Here is a 17,174-nt window from a genome sequence, read left to right on the forward strand (position 1 = left end):
TCTTCTCCAGTGCCCGGTCGCTTTTTTTGATTCAAAGCGATCGGGGGTCAACCCCGCAATGCGATGCGCCCGCCGCCTGCGGCAAAAGGCCTCTAGTTTTGAACCGTTCCAAAGAAAGCCTTAGCGCATGTAAATCCCTCCAAGCTTGATCGAAGTCAAGCTTGGACGAAAAAAGGGCGGCCGAAACCGCCCTTTTTGTCGCATCAGAACGGGTTCAATCCGCTCATGCCGCCGCGACCGCGCGTTTTGCCATCACCTTCACCAGATTGGCGCGATAGCTGGCATCCGCATGGATATCGGACAGCAGATCGGACGGATCCACCGTCACGCCGGCAAGCGCATCCGGCGACCAGTTGGCCGAAAGTGCTGCCTCCATGCCCTTGTGCCGAAAGACACCGTTCGACCCGGCCCCAGTCACCGCGACGCGGACGTCGCCATTGTCCCGCCTAGCCACGAAGACACCGGTCATGGCGTAGCGCGAGGCCGGGTTGGCGAACTTCTGGTAACCGGCCTTTGCCGGCGCTTCGAAAGTGACCGCCGTCACCAACTCGCCGTCTTCGAGTGCCGTCTCGAAAAGACCGGTGAAGAAATCGCCGGCGGCGATCTCCCGCCGGTCGGTGACAATGGTCGCATCGAGCGCCAGCATCGCCGAGGGGTAGTCCGCTGCCGGATCGTTGTTGGCGATCGAGCCGCCGATCGTGCCCATGTGGCGCACATGCGGGTCGCCGATGTGGCTGGCAAGCCCTGCGATCGCCGGACAGACGGCCGCAAGCTCGGCCGAGGACGCCACCTCGAAATGCGTCGTCGCCGCTCCGATCCTGACGGTTCTCCCGGACACCGTTATGCCCTTCATTTCAGAGATTTGCCGGACATCGACGAGGTCGGTCGGTGCGGCAAGCCGCTGCTTCATCGTCGGTATCAGCGTCATCCCGCCGGAGAGATATTTGCCCTCGCCTGCGGCCTGCCGGAGCTTGACGGCATCCTGGATGGAAGACGCCCGGTGATATTGGGTCTCGTACATGACGCGTCCTCCCGTTCAGTTGGCGGCGTGGGCGGCGGCCCACACCTTCTGCGGCGTCGCCGGCATCGTCAGCCGGTTGTTGCCGATGGCATCGGTGATGGCGTTGATCAGCGCCGGCGGCGAGCCGATGGCGCCGGCCTCGCCACAGCCCTTGATCCCGAGCGGATTGTTCGGGCAGGGCGTGTTCGAGGTCGAGACCTTGAACGACGGCAGATCGTCGGCGCGCGGCATGGCGTAGTCCATGTAGCTCGCCGTCAGCAGTTGGCCGTTTTCCGGGTCGTAGTGAACGTTCTCGAGCAGCGCCTGGCCGATACCCTGCGCCAGCCCGCCATGCACCTGCCCCTCGACGATCATCGGGTTGATGATGTTGCCGAAATCATCGGCCGCAACGAACTGGATGATCTTCGTCACGCCGGTTTCCGGATCAACCTCGACTTCGCAGATGTAGCAGCCGGCCGGGAAGGTAAAGTTGGCCGGATCATAGAAGGCGCCCTCCTTCAGCCCCGGCTCCATGCCCGGCGGCAGGTTGTGGGCGGTATAGGCGGCGAGCGCCATCTGGAACCACGGCACCGTCTTGTCGGTACCAGCGACCTTCAGTTCACCGTTCTCGATGACGATGTCGCTTTCGTCCGCCTCCATCAGGTGGGCGGCGATCTTCTTCGCCTTGGCCTCGACCTTGTCGAGCGCCTTGACGACTGCCGACATGCCGACGGCACCCGAGCGCGAGCCGTAAGTGCCCATGCCCATCTGCACCTTGTCGGTGTCTCCGTGCACGATGTTGACGCTGTCGATCGGCACGCCGAAACGATCAGCGACCAGCTGGGCGAAGGTGGTTTCATGCCCCTGCCCGTGGCTGTGCGAGCCGGTCAACACCTCGATCGTGCCGACGGCATTGACCCGGACCTCGGCCGATTCCCACAAGCCGACGCCGGCGCCGAGCGAGCCGACAGCCGCCGACGGCGCGATGCCGCAGGCCTCGATATAGCAGCTCATGCCGATGCCGCGCTTCATGCCGCGTCCGGCTGCTTCCGCCTTGCGGGCAGTAAAGCCGTTCCAGTCGGCGGCCTTCATCGCCGCATCGAGCGAGGCATCGTAGTCGCCGGCGTCGTAGTTCATGATCACGGGTGTCTGGTGCGGGAAGGAGCGGATGAAATTGATCCGCCGCAGTTCCGCCGGCGAGACCCCGAGTTCGCGCGCCGCCGTCTCCATGGTGCGTTCCAGGAGATAGGTCGCTTCCGGCCGACCGGCGCCGCGATAGGCATCGACCGGGGCGGTGTTGGTGTAGACCGTGCGCACATTGGCGTGGATCGCCGGGATGTCGTACTGGCCTGAGAGCAGCGTCGCATAGAGATAGGTCGGCACCGCCGAGGAGAACAGCGACATGTAGGCGCCGAGATTGGCGACCGTGTCGACCTTCAGCCCAATGATCCGGTTGTTGGCGTCGAACGCCATCTTCACCTTCGAGAGGTGATCGCGGCCATGGGCGTCGGTCAGGAACGCTTCCGTCCGGTCGGACGTCCATTTCACCGGCACGCCGGTGCGTTTGGAGGCCCAGAGACAGACGATCTCTTCGGGATAGATGTAGATCTTCGAGCCGAAGCCGCCGCCGACATCAGGCGCGATGACGCGCAGCTTGTTTTCAGGCGCGACATTGTAGAACGCGCTCATCACCAGCCGCGCCACATGCGGGTTCTGGCTGGTCGTGTAGCAGGTGTAGTGGTCGTCGCCGCCGTCATAGATCCCGAGCGTGGCCCGCGGCTCCATCGGGTTCGGCGACAGGCGGTTGTTGTGGATGGTGATCTCGGTCACATGGGCCGCAGAAGCAATCGCCTTGTCGGTGGCGGCGGGATCGCCGATCTGCCAGTCGAAGATCAGATTGTTTGGCGCCTCCGGATGCAGCTGCGGCTGGCCCTGTTCCAGCGCCTTCGTCGCATCGGTGACGACGGGCAGTTCCTGGTAGTCGACGACGACGGCTTCCGCCGCATCCTTCGCCTCGGTGACGCTGTCGGCGACGACGATGGCGACCGCATCGCCGACATAACGCACCGTCTCATGGGCAAGCGGCCGCCAGGCGCCCATCTTCATCGGCGATCCGTCCTTGGAATGGATCATCCAGCCGCAGATGAGATTGCCAATGCCGTCGGCGAGCAGCTGCTTGCCGTCGAGCACGCCGATCACCCCGGGCATGGCCTTGGCCGCAGTCGCGTCGATAGACCTGATTTTCGCATGCGCATAAGGGCTGCGCACAAAGATCGCATATTTCATGCCGGGCACCGACATGTCGTCCGTGTAGCGTCCCTTGCCGGTCAGGAACCTCTTGTCTTCCTTGCGCGCCACCCGCGCGCCAATACCTTCAACGCCCATTGCCGATCTCCTCCCGAGATATCCAGCGAAACTCCTGCGGTGAAATGTGATCGCGGCGACATGTCATCGCCGCGGGCCGGATGTCATTCGGCAGCGACGCGGGCACCGCCCATTTCGGCGGCAGCCGCCAGGATCGACTTGACGATGTTGTGGTAGCCGGTGCACCGACAGATATTGCCTTCGAGCTCGGCGCGAACGGTCGCCTCGTCGAGCTGCCCGCCATGCCGGCGGATCATGTCGACGGCCGTCATCACCATGCCCGGAGTGCAGAAGCCGCATTGCAGGCCGTGATTGGCCTTGAAGGCCGCCTGCACCGGATGCAGCTCGCCGTTTGCAGCCAGGCCTTCGATTGTGGTGATCTGCGAGCCCGCCGCCTGCGCGGCGAGGGTGGAACAGCTCTTGACCGACTTTCCATCCATGTGGACGACACAGGCGCCGCATTGCGACGTGTCGCAGCCGACATGGGTGCCGGTCAGTCCAAGGTTCTCGCGAATGAAATGCACCAGCAGCGTTCGGTCATCGCACTGACCGCTCACCTGACGGCCGTTGACCGTCATTGTAATTTTCGCCATTTCGCTCCTCCGGGTGGGTCAATGCCAACACGAGCGCGGGAAGCCGGGTGATGATCTGTTCACGCGACTTCTGGAAACGCGCCAACTGCTATCGATGCCCTTCGCCTCGTGGCCCGCTCCTCCGCGTTCCCGTGGCTTGTCTGTATCATTGTCTTTTTTTGGAATGTCGCAACCGCCCGAGGGCCGGCCACGATAAAAAATTTCCGTGATGGTTGCGCTTGCCGGAATGAGGCCTTCATGTCCCGTTCAGGAACGATATCATTATGTTGGCGGCGAAGAGAATCCGCCGGACCTTCTGTAGACTTTCACAGCGGCCGGTTTATTTTCTGCAATTGCAAGTTCAGGTGGAGAAAGACAGCCGTCTTTTTGCCAATCACTCAAGGGACGGACGAGGCGACAGGCTGAGATCCGTAGAGATCGGAGAGAACAATGAAGAAAGCCATCGCACTTGTGCTGGTTGCCTTGTCGGTTGCGAGCTGCACCCAGACTGAAAAGGGTGCCGGCATCGGCGCCGTCTCGGGTGCGATCATCGGCGGCGCGATCACCGGCGACGTCCGTGGTGCAGCTGTCGGCGCTGCCATCGGCGGCGTCTCCGGCGCGGTCATCGGCAATGTCACCGAACAGCCGGGCCAGTGCTACTACCGCGACCGTTACGGCCGCCGCTACATCGACTCCTGCCCGCGCTAAGCCGCACGGACGGTCGATCGCATCGACAAGATGCCCTACGTCGAATGACCGTCAGGGCGTAACATCATCACCCCTCATGGTTCCCGCCATGAGGGTTTTTTCGTTTCTGCCCCTATCGTCGAACTGCAGACCATTTTCTCGCCCGGCAACCCCATCGAACGTGGTGGCGCAGGAACCGGGTGGCCGGCAGCAACGCAATTCTGTCAGGTGCCTCGAAACATCATGTTCGAGGACCTCTCCATGCCCAAACCGCCTGCCGCCGCCCTACCCTCCGCGTTCAAACGCATCGGTTGGTCCAACCTTTTTGCCCAATTCTCCGAGCAAATCGCCTTGGCGGCAGCGCCGCTTGCCGCCGTCCTTCTGCTTTCGGCCGGCCCTGCCGAAACCGGCTGGCTGCAGATGGCCCAAACGTTGCCGTTTCTGCTGCTGTCCATTCCGGCCGGCCTGCTCGTCGATCGCGCCTCGCGGCGAACGCTCATGGTGCTTTCGGAAATGCTGCGCGCCCTGTCGCTGGTCGCCACCCTGGTTTTGATGGCGAGCGGCCTGCTCACGCTGCCGCTTCTGGCGATCATGGGTTTCGTCGGGGCGATCGGAACGGTTTGCTACAATGTCGCCGCACCGGCACTGATCCCGGCGATCGTCCCACGCGCGCAGCTTGCCGATGCCAATCGCTGGCTGGAGCTTGCCCGCAGCCTCGCCTATTCCGGCGGGCCGGCGATCGGCGGGGCGATCGTCGCCTGGACCGGCGCGTCGCTTGCCTATGTCGCGGCGACCACGCTTTCCCTTCTCGCCGTCGTCCTGCTTGCCGGCCTCAGCGAACAGGAGCAGTCGGCGCGATCACGGCGCGATCTGCTTCATGACCTTGTTGAAGGCGCGCGTTTCCTTGCCGGCCATACGCTGCTGCGACCAATCCTCGTGACCGCAATCGTCTTCAACACATCCTGGTTCGTGCTGCAGGCAGTCTATGTCGCCTATGCCGTCCGCACACTCGGATTGACGGCAACCGGTGTCGGCGTGACGCTCGGCATCTATGGAGCCGGCATGATGATCGGCGCCTATGCCGCCCCGGCCATTGCGCGCCGCATTCCGTTCGGCGTCATGATCGCGCTCGGTCCGCTTGGCGGTCTGCTCGCAGCCGTCGTCATGCTGCTGACGATCTGGTTCCCCCATGGCGCGCTTGCGGGATTGAGCTTCTTTCTGTTCGGTGCGGGACCGGTTCTCTGGTCGATCGCCACGTTGACGCTCCGGCAGGCCATCACCCCGAACGCGATGCTGGGTCGAGTTTCAGCCTTCATCACCACGGCCACATTCGGCGCAAGACCCGTTGGCGCAGCGCTCGGCGCCATCGTCGCCACCCACTATGGCGTCGAGGCTTGCCTGGCGGTCGCAACAGTGGGTTTCTTCATCCAGTTTCTTGTCATCATCGCCTCGCAGGTTCCGAGGTTACGGGCGCTGCCTGAACCGGCTTGACCCTGTCATGTTGCCTCGATGCGACCGTCCGATGCCCGGCAAGCATCGCCCGACAGACGTCCACGGCAACCGCCATCTCGGCTACTGCACCTGGTTTTTGTGCTGCGCTGACAACATTCCGGGTCTTTTTCAGCGAAATCGACCCGGAATCTGGGCCTCAGGGGTGGATGCCGAGCGCCGTCATCGTTAACAGATGGAAAACCTTAGGCATGCAATAGTGACCCCGCCGCATAGAAGGCAGTTTGTATTGGGTCGCCTTAAGACGGGATGCGGAAGCGAATGTCCCCACCACGGTCGAGTATTGCGTACTGGAAGGCAGCGACTGCACTCGCAGTTGCCGCCTCGTGCGCGCTTGGCCCCATGTCCGCGAGCAAAGCCTACGCGTTCAAGATTTTCGGCATGAAATTTTTCGAGGGCGACGAGGACGAGGCGCAGGTCATCGACCCCGTTAATTACACCCTCACCTTCGACCCAGGCACCGATGACAAGGAACTGAAAGAGGCGCTGGAGAACAGCTCGCAGCTGGTTCAGGGCCAGGAAAAACCGGTTTCCGGCGACCTTGGCCTTGCGATCCGCGCCCGCGACGACCGCGACCGCCTGCTGGCGGCACTCTACGAGAAGGCGCGCTACGGCGGCACCGTGGCGATCCAGATCAACGGCCAGAACCTTGACAGCCTGCCGCCCGATCCCTCCTTCCCCAACGGCCAGCCCGTACCCGTCACTGTGACCGTTAAGCCGGGCCCGGTGTTTACGCTCGGTTCGGTCAAGTTCGATGGTGATGCCGCCGGCCTCAATCCCGCCGACTACGATCTCGTACCTGGCGCACGCGCAGATTCGACGCTGATCATTAGGGCCGGTGAAAAAGTCGTCAACGACCTGCGCGAACAGGGGCGGCCGTTTGCCAAGCTGACCGAGCGCAGCGTCGTTGCCGACCATGCAGATTCGACCGTCGACGTGGTGATATCAGCGGAAGGTGGGCCGGTCGCACCGGTCGGCGAAGTCAGCGTTTCCGGAACCAAGACCGTCGATCCAGGCTTCGTGCGCGATTTTTCGCGGCTCAACGAAGGTCGGCCCTATTCGCCCGAGGACATCCGCAGAGCCTCCGAGCGGCTGCGCCAGCTCGGCGTGTTCTCGAGCGTTACCATCAAAGAAGCGGGCACCCTTTCGCCCGATGGCTCGATCCCGATGAAGATCGAGGTGTCGGAGGGCAAGCACCGTTTTTTCGGCTTCGGCGCCCAGGTCTCGACAACGGACGGCCTCGGACTTTCCGGTTATTGGGGACACCGCAATCTGTTCGGCCGAGCCGAATCGTTGCGTATCGAGGGCTCGATCGACCGTATCGGCGAGACCCAGGAGCTCGACAAACTCGACTATTCCGCCGGCATCCTTTTTGCCAAGCCCGGCGCCTTCGGTCCGACCTCGACCTTCACCGCCAGCCTCAAGGCCAACATTCAGGATCCGGATGCCTATCGCGCCAAGATCCTGACCGGTGCGGCCGGGGCAACATTCGAACTGTCGCCGACCGATACGGTTTCTGGTGGCGGTGAGCTCAGCTGGGCGGATGTCGACGACGCCTTCGGCTCCAACTCCTACCTGACGGCCGCCGTTCCGCTCGAATACGTGCGCGACACCCGCGACGACAAGCTGAACGCGACCGAAGGCTACCGTGCGCTGATCAACGCCAAGCCGAGCTACGAGATCAAGGGCCAGACCTTCTTCTCATCCTTCGAGGCAACCGCTTCGGGCTATCACGCTCTCGGTGACGAGAAGCGGTTCGTTCTCGCCGGCAAGATCGGCGCGGGCGTTCTGGTCGGCGGCGACGGCCTGGCCGACATTCCCGCCAACCGCCGCTTCTATCTCGGCGGCGGCGGCTCTGTGCGTGGCTATTCCTATCAGGAGATCAGCCCGCGCAATGCCAGCAACGACCTGACCGGCGGACGCTCCTATGTCAACGCTTCGGTGGAGGCACGCATCGCCATCACCGACACGATCGGCATCGTTCCCTTCATCGATGCCGGTACGGTATCGGCGAGCACCACGCCCGACTTCTCCGACATTCGCGCCGGCGCCGGCATCGGCCTTCGTTACCAGACGCCGTTCGGGCCGATCCGTCTCGATGTGGCCATGCCGCTCAACAAATATCCTGGCGGCACGACCTACGGCATCTATGCCGGTATCGGTCAGTCCTTCTGAATCCAGGCGGTTTCGACCGATTTCTATCCGTGGGCGGTAAATTTAGCCCGATCGCCCGGAGTTTCCGCCGGCAAAGATTCCGCAGCGACGCAAGTTGCGTTATGGGTAGTTCATGAATCAGGTCGTCCGCTTTCTTCGCGCGACGCTGCGCTATGGCCTTTACGTGCTTGGCGCTCTCGCGGTCGCAGCCCTTCTCCTCGTCGCCTTCGTCGGCTTCACGACACCCGGCGCCCGCCTTGTCGCCTGGGCGATCGAAAAGTATGCGGCCACTCCCGACCAGATCGTGCGGATTTCCGACCCGAGCCCGCTGTTGACAGGGAAGTTCACCGCCGGCAGCGTGACGCTGTTCGACGGCGAGGGCATTTACGCGGAGGTTCGAGACCTCTCGCTCAACTGGTCGCCCGCGGCCCTTCTCTCCTTCCGCTTCGACGCCGCGGCGCTCTCGGCCGGTTCCATCCGCGTCGAGCGCCTGCCTGTGCCTTCGACGGAAACCAAGGAAGTGCGCTCGACCTTCGCGCTGCCGGTCGACGTCAAGATCGACGCGATCGAGCTCAAGGAAATCGTCATCGGCAAGGCAATCGCCGGCGAGGACCAGTTCCTGACGGCCAGCGGCAAGGTGAATGCCACCAACGAGAGCATCGCACTCGCGATAACCGCGGCGCAGCGCGATCGGCCGGACGCCCGCGCCGTGGCCGACATCGTCTTCAATCCGGCCGGCAACGAGCTGAAACTGGAAGCAACGGTCAACGAGCCCGCCAACGGCGTTCTGGCCAAGCTCCTGCGTCTGCCGAACGAACCCGCCGTCAACATAACGGTCACAGGCGAAGGCCCCCTTTCGGACTGGGCCGGGACTGGAACGGCGGCGCTCGACGGCACCGAGATCCTCAAGCTCGATGGTCGCCACGTCCAGACGACGGACGGCATGCACACGCTGACGCTCGCCGGTGGCGGCGGCTTCGGTTCGCTGATGCCGCCGGCGCTTCGGCCAATGTTCGAGGGCAGCACCAGCATCGACCTTGCCACCGCCTTCGACGGCAAGGGCATGGTGCGCGTCGACAAGGGCACCATCTCGACCGGCTCGCTCGCGCTCAGCGCGTCGGGCACGTTCAACAGCAAGGGCGACAACAATCTGCAGGCCAACCTTGCCGGCACCAACGGCGCGATCGATTTCCGCTGGCCGCTGGAAAAGGGCGAAGCCCGCGCCCTGATCAACACCGTCAACCTGTCCCTGATCGGCGACGCGCAGTCGGCAATCCTTGACATCGCCGCCGATGTCGCCTCCGTCGCACTGCCGGAGGTGGCGCTCGGCGCGGTCAAGCTTTCTGCTCAAAGCGACGGCTTCAACCTCGCGACCCAGACGGGCCCGATCAAGACGACCGTCGAGGTCGGCCAGGCGGGCTTCGACAATGCCGATCTCGCACGACTGGTCCAGGCGCCGATGAAGATCGTCGGCGACATCGCTGTTGCCACGGACAGCATCGCCTTCAATCCGGTGACGATCGAAAGCCCCGGCATCGGCGGCACGGTCGAGGGCGCCTTCTCCCGTGAAACCAACACGGTCGCTGCCACCTTCAAGCTCTTCACGGTGCCAAGCGCCCTGCCGCCGGCAGCCGCGGCGAAGTTCGACGGCACGATCGCACTTGCGGGCAGTCTCACGACCGGTGCCGACGGCAGCGTCACGGTCGAAAACATTGACCTGAAATCCGGGACCATCGAAGCTGCCGGCTCCGTGGCGCTCGCCGGTGGCAACCTGACCGCGGACCTCAAGGGCGCCCTGCCGGATCTCGGCAAGCTGCTCGCCGATGCCAAAGGCAAGGCCGACTTCACCGCCGCCGTAACCGGACCGCTTTCCGAACTCGGCATCAAGGCGGAACTGACCTCGAGCGGCGCGACACTCGCCGGTCGCACGCTGAGCGACCTGACGATCAAGGCCGACGCCACCGCGAACCAGAGCAGCCCGCAGGCCAAGCTGACCGCAACCGGTGCGCTCGACGGCCAGCCGATCAACGTACGCGCCGACGTTGTATCGAAGGACGGTCGCACATCGATCCCGGTGCTCGAAGCCAGGATCGGTGAGAACACGCTCAACGGCGCCATCAGCTTCACGCCCGATTTCAAGCCGGATGGCACCGTCGAGTTCAAGCTTCCGGATCTCGGATTGCTTGCCGCCATGGCGGGCCAGAAGGCGTCCGGCGATCTCTCCGGATCGGCCGCGATCAAGACGACCAACGGCATCACCTCCATCGTGCTCAAGGCCGGCGGCAGCGGCATCAAGCGCAACGATCTGACGATCGCCAAGCCGACGGCCGACATCACCATTGCCGATCTCTCGGCGCTGGCGATCAGAGGTAGTGTGCGGGCGGAGACGATTGCGCAAGGGCCCAACCGGGTTTCCGACTTGAGCCTCAATTTCACTCAAGAAGCGGGCAAGACCGGCTTTGCCATCGACGGCAGATATGACGGCGGACCGCTGACGGCCAAGGGCGATCTGACGAGTTCGAACGGCCGCACGGAAATCCGTCTTTCCTCCTTCGGCGCAACGCCGAGGCAGATTGCCCTGAAGCTCGCGGCACCGACCGTGATTGCGATCGAGAAGGGTACCGTGCGCCTGAATGCTCTAACGGTCCAGGCATCGAGGGGCACGATCGCGGTCAGCGGCACCGCCGGCGAAAAGCTCGATATCACGGCGAAGCTCAACGCGCTGCCGGCGGCCCTCGTCAACGCCTTTGCCCCAAATCTCGGCGCAGAAGGCACGATCGCCGGCACCGTCGACGTCGACGGAACGGCAGCATCGCCGGTCGTCGCCTATAACCTGAAATGGTCAGGCGCTTCGCTGGCCGCGGCACGCAGCGCAGGCGTCGGCGCCTTCGATATTTCGGCCGACGGCAGGTTCGTCAACAATCGCGTGACGCTCGACACCACGCTGTCAGGCGCCGGCGGTCTCTCCTTCAGGGGCGGCGGCAATGTCGACATCGGCGGCAACATGCCGATGTCAATGAGGTTCAACGGCAACGTACCCTTCGCGCTCATTGCCAACCTGATGGCCGAACAGGGCTTCACGCTGACCGGCCAGGCCACCGTCGATCTCACGATATCAGGTTCGGCCAGGGCGCCGCAGATAGCCGGCACGATCGCCACGTCGGGCGGACGCCTCGTCGACGTCCGGCGCAACCTTGCACTCAACAACCTGACGGCCAACGTGGCGCTCGACGGCAGGCAGGCGACGATATCAAGGCTTTCCGCCAACCTTGCAAGCGGCGGTTCGGTCGAGGTCACCGGTACAGTCGGTACCGTTGCCGGCTCCGGCTTCCCGGCCAACCTGACGATCCGGCTCAACAACGCCAGTTATGTCGACGGCACGCTGTTCAACGCCCAGCTCGCCGGCGAGATGACCTTGACGGGTCCACTGGTCGCCACGCCGACGCTCGGCGGCAGGGTAACGATCCGCAGGGCGGCGATCACCATTCCGGAGAAACTGCCGACCTCGCTCTCGGCCATCGACATCAAGCACAGGAATGCTCCGCCCAAGGTGAAGCAGATGGCAAGGGACCTGCGCAGGGACGAGCGGCCGGCAGGCGCCAATGCCAGCGGCGTCATTGCCTTCAACCTTGGCGTCACCGCCAACCAGGTCTTCGTGCGCGGCCGCGGCATCGATGCCGAACTCGGAGGCGATCTGACCATCCGCGGGACAGCCGTGCAGCCGACGATATCTGGCGGTTTCGAGATGCGCCGCGGCCGCCTCGAAATTCTCGGCAAGCGGCTGACCTTTACCGACGGCACCATCGGCTTTGGTGGCGACCTGATTCCGACGCTCGATCTCAAGGCGACCTCGACCTCCGGCGCGACGACCATCACCGTCAATGTCGCCGGTCTTGCCAACAACCCGCAGATCACCTTCTCGTCCTCACCCGCCCTGCCCCAGGATGAAATATTGGCGCAGCTGATCTTCAACCGCTCGCTGTCCAATCTCTCGGCCTTCCAGATCGCTCAGCTTGCCTCCGCCGTCAGCCAGCTGGCAGGTGGCGGTTCGACCTCCTTGCTCGACGGTCTGCGCAACAAGCTCGGCGTCGACGATCTTGACGTCACTACTGACGAGAACGGCGGCGCCTCGGTCAGGGCCGGCAAATATCTCAACGACCGCACCTACATTGAACTGCAGCAGGGTTCGGACTCAGGCTCCAGCAAGGCTGTGATCAATCTCGATGTTGGCAAGGGCGTCAAGCTCAAGGGCTCCGCCGCCGGCGACGGCTCGGCATCAGGCGGTATCTTCTTCGAAAAGGAATACTGAGGCGGCACGTGACCGACGCCGCCTCGGCTGTAGCTGCGCCTACTTTCACCATCAATGAACAAACCCGCGGTTCGCTATCGATCCGCGGGTTTGTTCATTGGTGCCTTTCGTCATCGGAAGGCGATGCTGTCGATCGAGCGTCAGAGCCCGGGGCGAAAGTAGATACCGCTGAGCTTGCCATCGGGGGCGAGGGTCAGGCCGCATTCGAGCGTTCCTTTTTCGAACCGCACATCATAGACGTCGGACCCCTCCTGCAGCACACCCTTGAACGCGACGCTCCGCAACGCCCCCAGGCGGGCGAGTTCTGCCTTGACGATCGGTGCCTGTTCACGCGCCGCTGCCGCAAGTGCCGGCAACATTGCGTCATAGTCAGGCTCGCCGCGCTGATGCTCGGCAATGACGCGGCGAAGCAATGCCTCGCTGTTGGGAAACGGGATCTTATCCTTCACCCTTTTCTCCAGGTCGTCGGCAACAGCGCGCGCCCTTCTCTCGTCGATGCGCTTCGCCGTCTGCTCGTAGCCGCCCTGATGCAGGACTACCCCTTCCAACTCCCCCCGCTCGTCACGGGTGAAGGAAAGTTGCGCCTGGACGACCCGGTAGAAAAACAGGTCGTCCGCTTCGGGATAGATCTCGATCGCGCTCTGTCCGGTCAGTTGAGCCAACAGCCCGCCGTCGCACCGGGTGATGCTAAGCACGTCGCCGGTCTCGAACTGAAAGTCGCCGACAACAGAGCCGTGTTTTTCGGGCTCGAAGCGAACTTCCGTCCGCGGCCGTGCCTGCTCGTAGCGCCGCCATGCGACGGTGTCGGGCGATAGGTCGGTCATCCTGGTCTCCTTGGCAAGCGTGATGAGTTCGCTGATCGAGACCGCCTGGCCGCTCGATATCTTCTTGAGCGCAGCGCCGACCAGCGACAGGCTGTGCTCGACCCGGTCACGCAGATCGACGAGCGCGGATTGCTGGATCGTCAGCGTCTGTCCGAGATCCGGCGTGGTGCCGGCAAGCAGAATGGTGATCCGGGTCAGGCTGAGGCCGAGACGCTTCAGGGCGAGGATCTCGGTCAACCGTGCAATCTCCGCACCGCCATAGAGCCGCCAGTTCTTTTCCGTCCGGCGCGGCGCGATCAGACCGCGGTCTTCATAGACGCGCAGCGCCCTGACCGTCAGGCCGAGACGTTCGGCGCATTCGGCAGCGGTCAAAAGGTGGTCACGGTTTCGCTTGTCGCTCATGAAAGCCTCCTGCAATCGTCTTCTAAGGTATGACCTTAGGTTCGGCTCAAGCGGTATTTTGTGCGGGTTGCATCGAGAGTGCGGCAAGAATGAACCCATTCCGACCCGGCCGACATGGATTTTGCACAATCCCGTCCCTACATGCCCTCCCGCCACCGTTGCATGTTTTCATGCCTTGAGCCCAATCGGGTTTAGCGTTGAAAACATGCGCAGTTTCACGATGCTACGAAGACCTCCGTACGTCCGAGAGGACGCGCAGAGCTCTCCTCTGTATTTTCAGCACAACGCATGATTTCAGGTGTTTCTTGTCTTTTCAGCTTCCCGATATCGATCTTCCGCCAGGTTTCGCACCGCTGCTCAACGGCTATTCCTGGCGAATGGACAGCCTTGGCCAGTCGGCATCGAGCGTCTTCCTGTTCGACGCCGAAGCTCGCCCTCCTCTGGTTCTGAAGGTCGAGCAGTCCAGTCCCTTCGACGAGCTCGTCGACGAGGCTTCGCGGCTCGAATGGCTGGGCAAGCAGGGCATGCCTTGTCCGCGCGTCATCGCCCGCGAGGTGTACGCAGACCGGAACTGGCTGCTGATGGAGGCGGTCGACGGCGTCGACCTCGCCTCGAGCACCCTTGCTGCGTCAGAACAGGTCGTCCTGCTTGCCGAAGCTGTGCGTCGCATGCATGCGCTTGACGCCGAAGCGTGCCCCTTCGATCACCGGGTCGGCGCACGCATCGCGATCGCCAGGCTGCGCGCCGAGGCGGACCTGGTCGATGTGACCGATTTCGATGAGGCGCGGCTTGGCAAGACCGCTGAAGAATTGTTCGTCGAGCTTCAGGCCAAAATCCCGCAGGAAGGAAAACTCGTCGTCACCCATGGCGACGCCTGCCTGCCAAACGTCATCGCCCGGGACGGTCGCTTCGCCGGCTTCATCGACTGCAGTCGTCTGGGCGTTGCCGATCCCTATCAGGATCTTGCGCTCACCTGCCGCAGCATTGCTCATAATCTCGGGGAAGAATGGGTCCAGCCGTTTCTCGATCTTTACGGCGTCCGTCGCGCCGATCCAGAGAAACTCGACTTCTATTGCCTTCTCGACGAGTTCTTCTGAACGCACCGAAAACAAACGCGGCATGGCCCGCGCCGCCTATGCGGCGTCGCGGGCCTCAACGTTCAGGTCGACGATATCGGCATCTGCGAGGTCGACGTCCTCAAGGGCGTTGAACAGCGCCCAGATATGGCCGAACGGATCGATGAAAGCGCCGACGCGATCGCCGGTCGACAGCGTCTCGGCCGGGTTCCTGAGTGCAGCCCCCGCCCCGATCGCCCGCCCGATGACTCGGTCGACGTCCTTCACATGCAGTTCGAGAATGACTGCCGTGGTCCCAAGCGCGTGCGGCGACCTTGGCCCGCCAAGCTTCGGCTCGGCGTCACGGCGCGGATTGGCACCGGCAATCCGGAAGACGGATTCGCCGATCCTAAGATCGGCACTGGTCAGGATGCCGCTCGGCCACTCGTGGCGCTGTATCAGTTCGGCGCCCAGCACATCGCGATAAAAGGCAATGGCGCGGTCCTCATCGCCATGCCTGACAAAAAGCTTCACACAGATCTGCCGATCGGCCAGCCTGCCGCCATTGATGACCATGACATCCTCCAATCTCGGGTGAGGCGCACATCATATACAAACATGAGAACAAAGCAAGAACAATTGACTCGCGGCGATGCTTTTCGCATGCCGCCTGGCGTGCCCAAAACGGCTAGAATGCACCCGTCAGCTTGCTCGTTTTCAACAGGATGTTGGTTTCCGTCACGGTGATGCCGTCGATCAGCCGGATCCGTCTCAAGGTCTCGTCGAACGACACCAGGTCCCGATCCTCGAGTTCGGCGATGAAGTCCCAGCGGCCGTTGGTGCTGTGCAGCGCTCTGACCTGCGGCAGGCCGCGCAACTGCTCGGCGACCCGGTCGGCCATCTTGCCGTGGACCTCGATCATCACCACGGCGCGCACCCCGGACGCCGGGATTTCGGATCCGGTGCGGATGGTGAAGGCAGCGATCGTTCCATTGGCAACCAGCCGGTCGATGCGGGCTGCAACGGTCGCGCGCGACACGCCGGTGCGCGCCGAAAGGGTCGAAACCGGCAAGCGCGCATTCTGTCGCAAGGCGCTGATCAGCGCCTGATCGAGGTCGTCCATAGCTCTCACTTTGTAAAATCGGACTTGGCAATATGCCAATCTTATCCTTCTATTCGACAGTTTTCCATCTTTTTGCTGTCACGCATTTTGACGATAATCCGCGCAACTCACGGGAATCACCAGGAAGGAACGGGCTGATATGACCACCATCACGCTGATCGGCGCACCCATCGAAGAAGGTTCTGGACGACGCGGCGCGGCCATGGGCCCAACGGCGCTTCGCATTGCCGGTATCGACACCGTTCTGCGCGACCTCGGTCACACGGTCTACGACGAGGGCGACGTCAAGCCGCTGCCGGCGCGCGACCTCGCCAATCATGCAGGCGCCAACAACCTGCAGATCGTCGCCGCCTTCGCCCGCGCTCTGCACGATTCCGTCCACGACACCGTTCGCAAGGGCCATTTCCCGATCATCCTGGGTGGCGACCACGCGCTTTCGATGGGCAGCGTTTCCGGCATGGCGCGTTACGCCGCCGAAGTCGGCCGCCCGCTGTTCGTGCTTTGGCTCGATGCCCATGCCGACTTCAACTCTCCGGCAACGTCGCCGTCCGGTAACATGCACGGCATGCCGGTCGCCTTCTTCTGCGGCCAAGCAGAATTCACCCCGATCCTGCCGGCGGACAGGCCTATGGTCGATCCGACCAAGGTCTTCCAGGTCGGCATCCGCTCGGTCGATGATCGCGAACGCGAAGAGATCGCCGAACACGGCGTGCGCGTCTACGACATGCGCGCGGTCGACGAACTCGGCATGGCACACATCATGCGTCATATCCTCGACGAAGTCCGCTCGGCCAACGGCCTCCTGCATGTCAGCCTCGACGTAGACTTCATGGATCCCGAGCTTGCACCGGGTGTTGGCACTACCGTTCCCGGCGGCGCCACCTTCCGCGAAGCCCACCTGATCATGGAAATGCTCTGGGAAAGCGATCTCGTCTCCTCCCTCGACGTCGTCGAACTCAACCCCTTCCTCGACGATCGCGGCAAGAGCGCGCGTGTCCTGGTCGAACTGACCGCGAGCCTTTTCGGCCGCCGCGTCCTTGACCGCCCGACCCGCAGCGCCTGAGCCCCTGCAGAATTCCTTGAAACGAAATGGTTTCAAGGAAAAATCATGCAGAAAATCAAAGTGCTACGGCGACCTTTGCGCGTCCGATCAGACGCGCGGCGCTGTAGAAAAA

The 17,174-nt window shown here is 63.1% G+C and carries 12 protein-coding genes; 6 read left to right on the forward strand and 6 right to left on the reverse strand.

The features are described 5' to 3' along the window. Positions 1-223 precede the first annotated feature (223 nt). From AC07UR_RS13920 to AC07UR_RS13930, 3 genes are all read right to left on the reverse strand, one after another. Entirely contained in the window at positions 224-1,021 is a 798-nt protein-coding gene (locus AC07UR_RS13920; protein WP_209790504.1) for an FAD binding domain-containing protein, read from the reverse strand. 15 nt (positions 1,022-1,036) lie between these two features. After that, a complete protein-coding gene (locus AC07UR_RS13925) occupies positions 1,037-3,385 on the reverse strand; it encodes a xanthine dehydrogenase family protein molybdopterin-binding subunit (protein WP_209790503.1) in 2,349 nt (782 codons plus the stop codon). A gap of 83 nt (positions 3,386-3,468) precedes the next feature. Beyond that, positions 3,469-3,957, reverse strand: coding sequence for a (2Fe-2S)-binding protein (locus AC07UR_RS13930; protein WP_209790502.1), 489 nt, complete (start codon positions 3,955-3,957; stop codon positions 3,469-3,471). Positions 3,958-4,386: 429 nt separating this feature from the next. On the opposite strand from AC07UR_RS13930, the gene AC07UR_RS13935 reads away from it, so the two are divergent. The 4 genes from AC07UR_RS13935 to AC07UR_RS13950 all read left to right on the forward strand — a co-directional run bounded on the left by AC07UR_RS13935 (position 4,387) and on the right by AC07UR_RS13950 (position 12,595). Next, the gene (locus AC07UR_RS13935) at positions 4,387-4,644 is read left to right on the forward strand and encodes a YMGG-like glycine zipper-containing protein (protein WP_065780791.1); all 258 of its coding nucleotides are present in this window, start codon (positions 4,387-4,389) and stop codon (positions 4,642-4,644) included. Between the two features lie 240 nt (positions 4,645-4,884). Beyond that, on the forward strand, positions 4,885-6,114 hold the full coding sequence (locus AC07UR_RS13940) for an MFS transporter (protein WP_209790501.1): 1,230 nt from the start codon (positions 4,885-4,887) through the stop codon (positions 6,112-6,114). Positions 6,115-6,393: 279 nt separating this feature from the next. Then, positions 6,394-8,307 (forward strand): autotransporter assembly complex protein TamA, encoded by a 1,914-nt coding sequence (locus AC07UR_RS13945; RefSeq protein ID WP_209790500.1) that lies wholly within the window; start codon positions 6,394-6,396, stop codon positions 8,305-8,307. 112 nt (positions 8,308-8,419) lie between these two features. Further along, positions 8,420-12,595 carry a translocation/assembly module TamB domain-containing protein gene (locus tag AC07UR_RS13950; protein ID WP_209790499.1) on the forward strand — a complete coding sequence of 1,392 codons (4,176 nt, stop codon included), beginning with the start codon at positions 8,420-8,422 and terminating at the stop codon, positions 12,593-12,595. Between the two features lie 140 nt (positions 12,596-12,735). Here AC07UR_RS13950 and AC07UR_RS13955 read toward each other — a convergent pair whose 3' ends face one another. Continuing rightward, the gene (locus AC07UR_RS13955; protein ID WP_209790498.1) at positions 12,736-13,821 is read right to left on the reverse strand and encodes a MerR family transcriptional regulator; all 1,086 of its coding nucleotides are present in this window, start codon (positions 13,819-13,821) and stop codon (positions 12,736-12,738) included. A gap of 305 nt (positions 13,822-14,126) precedes the next feature. On the opposite strand from AC07UR_RS13955, the gene AC07UR_RS13960 reads away from it, so the two are divergent. Then, positions 14,127-14,918 carry an APH(3') family aminoglycoside O-phosphotransferase gene (locus AC07UR_RS13960; RefSeq protein ID WP_173418213.1) on the forward strand — a complete coding sequence of 264 codons (792 nt, stop codon included), beginning with the start codon at positions 14,127-14,129 and terminating at the stop codon, positions 14,916-14,918. A gap of 36 nt (positions 14,919-14,954) precedes the next feature. On the opposite strand, the gene AC07UR_RS13965 is transcribed toward AC07UR_RS13960, so the two are convergent. Both AC07UR_RS13965 and AC07UR_RS13970 read right to left on the reverse strand, forming a co-directional pair. Beyond that, positions 14,955-15,452, reverse strand: coding sequence for a VOC family protein (locus AC07UR_RS13965; protein WP_173418214.1), 498 nt, complete (start codon positions 15,450-15,452; stop codon positions 14,955-14,957). 112 nt (positions 15,453-15,564) lie between these two features. After that, positions 15,565-15,999 carry an Lrp/AsnC family transcriptional regulator gene (locus AC07UR_RS13970; protein ID WP_065780784.1) on the reverse strand — a complete coding sequence of 145 codons (435 nt, stop codon included), beginning with the start codon at positions 15,997-15,999 and terminating at the stop codon, positions 15,565-15,567. Positions 16,000-16,138: 139 nt separating this feature from the next. Here AC07UR_RS13970 and rocF point away from each other — a divergent pair, with 139 nt between their 5' ends. Continuing rightward, on the forward strand, positions 16,139-17,062 hold the full coding sequence (gene rocF, locus AC07UR_RS13975; RefSeq protein WP_173418215.1) for an arginase: 924 nt from the start codon (positions 16,139-16,141) through the stop codon (positions 17,060-17,062). Positions 17,063-17,174: the final 112 nt, after the last annotated feature.

The organism is Ensifer sp. GW821-FHT05G01 (assembly GCF_059419585.1).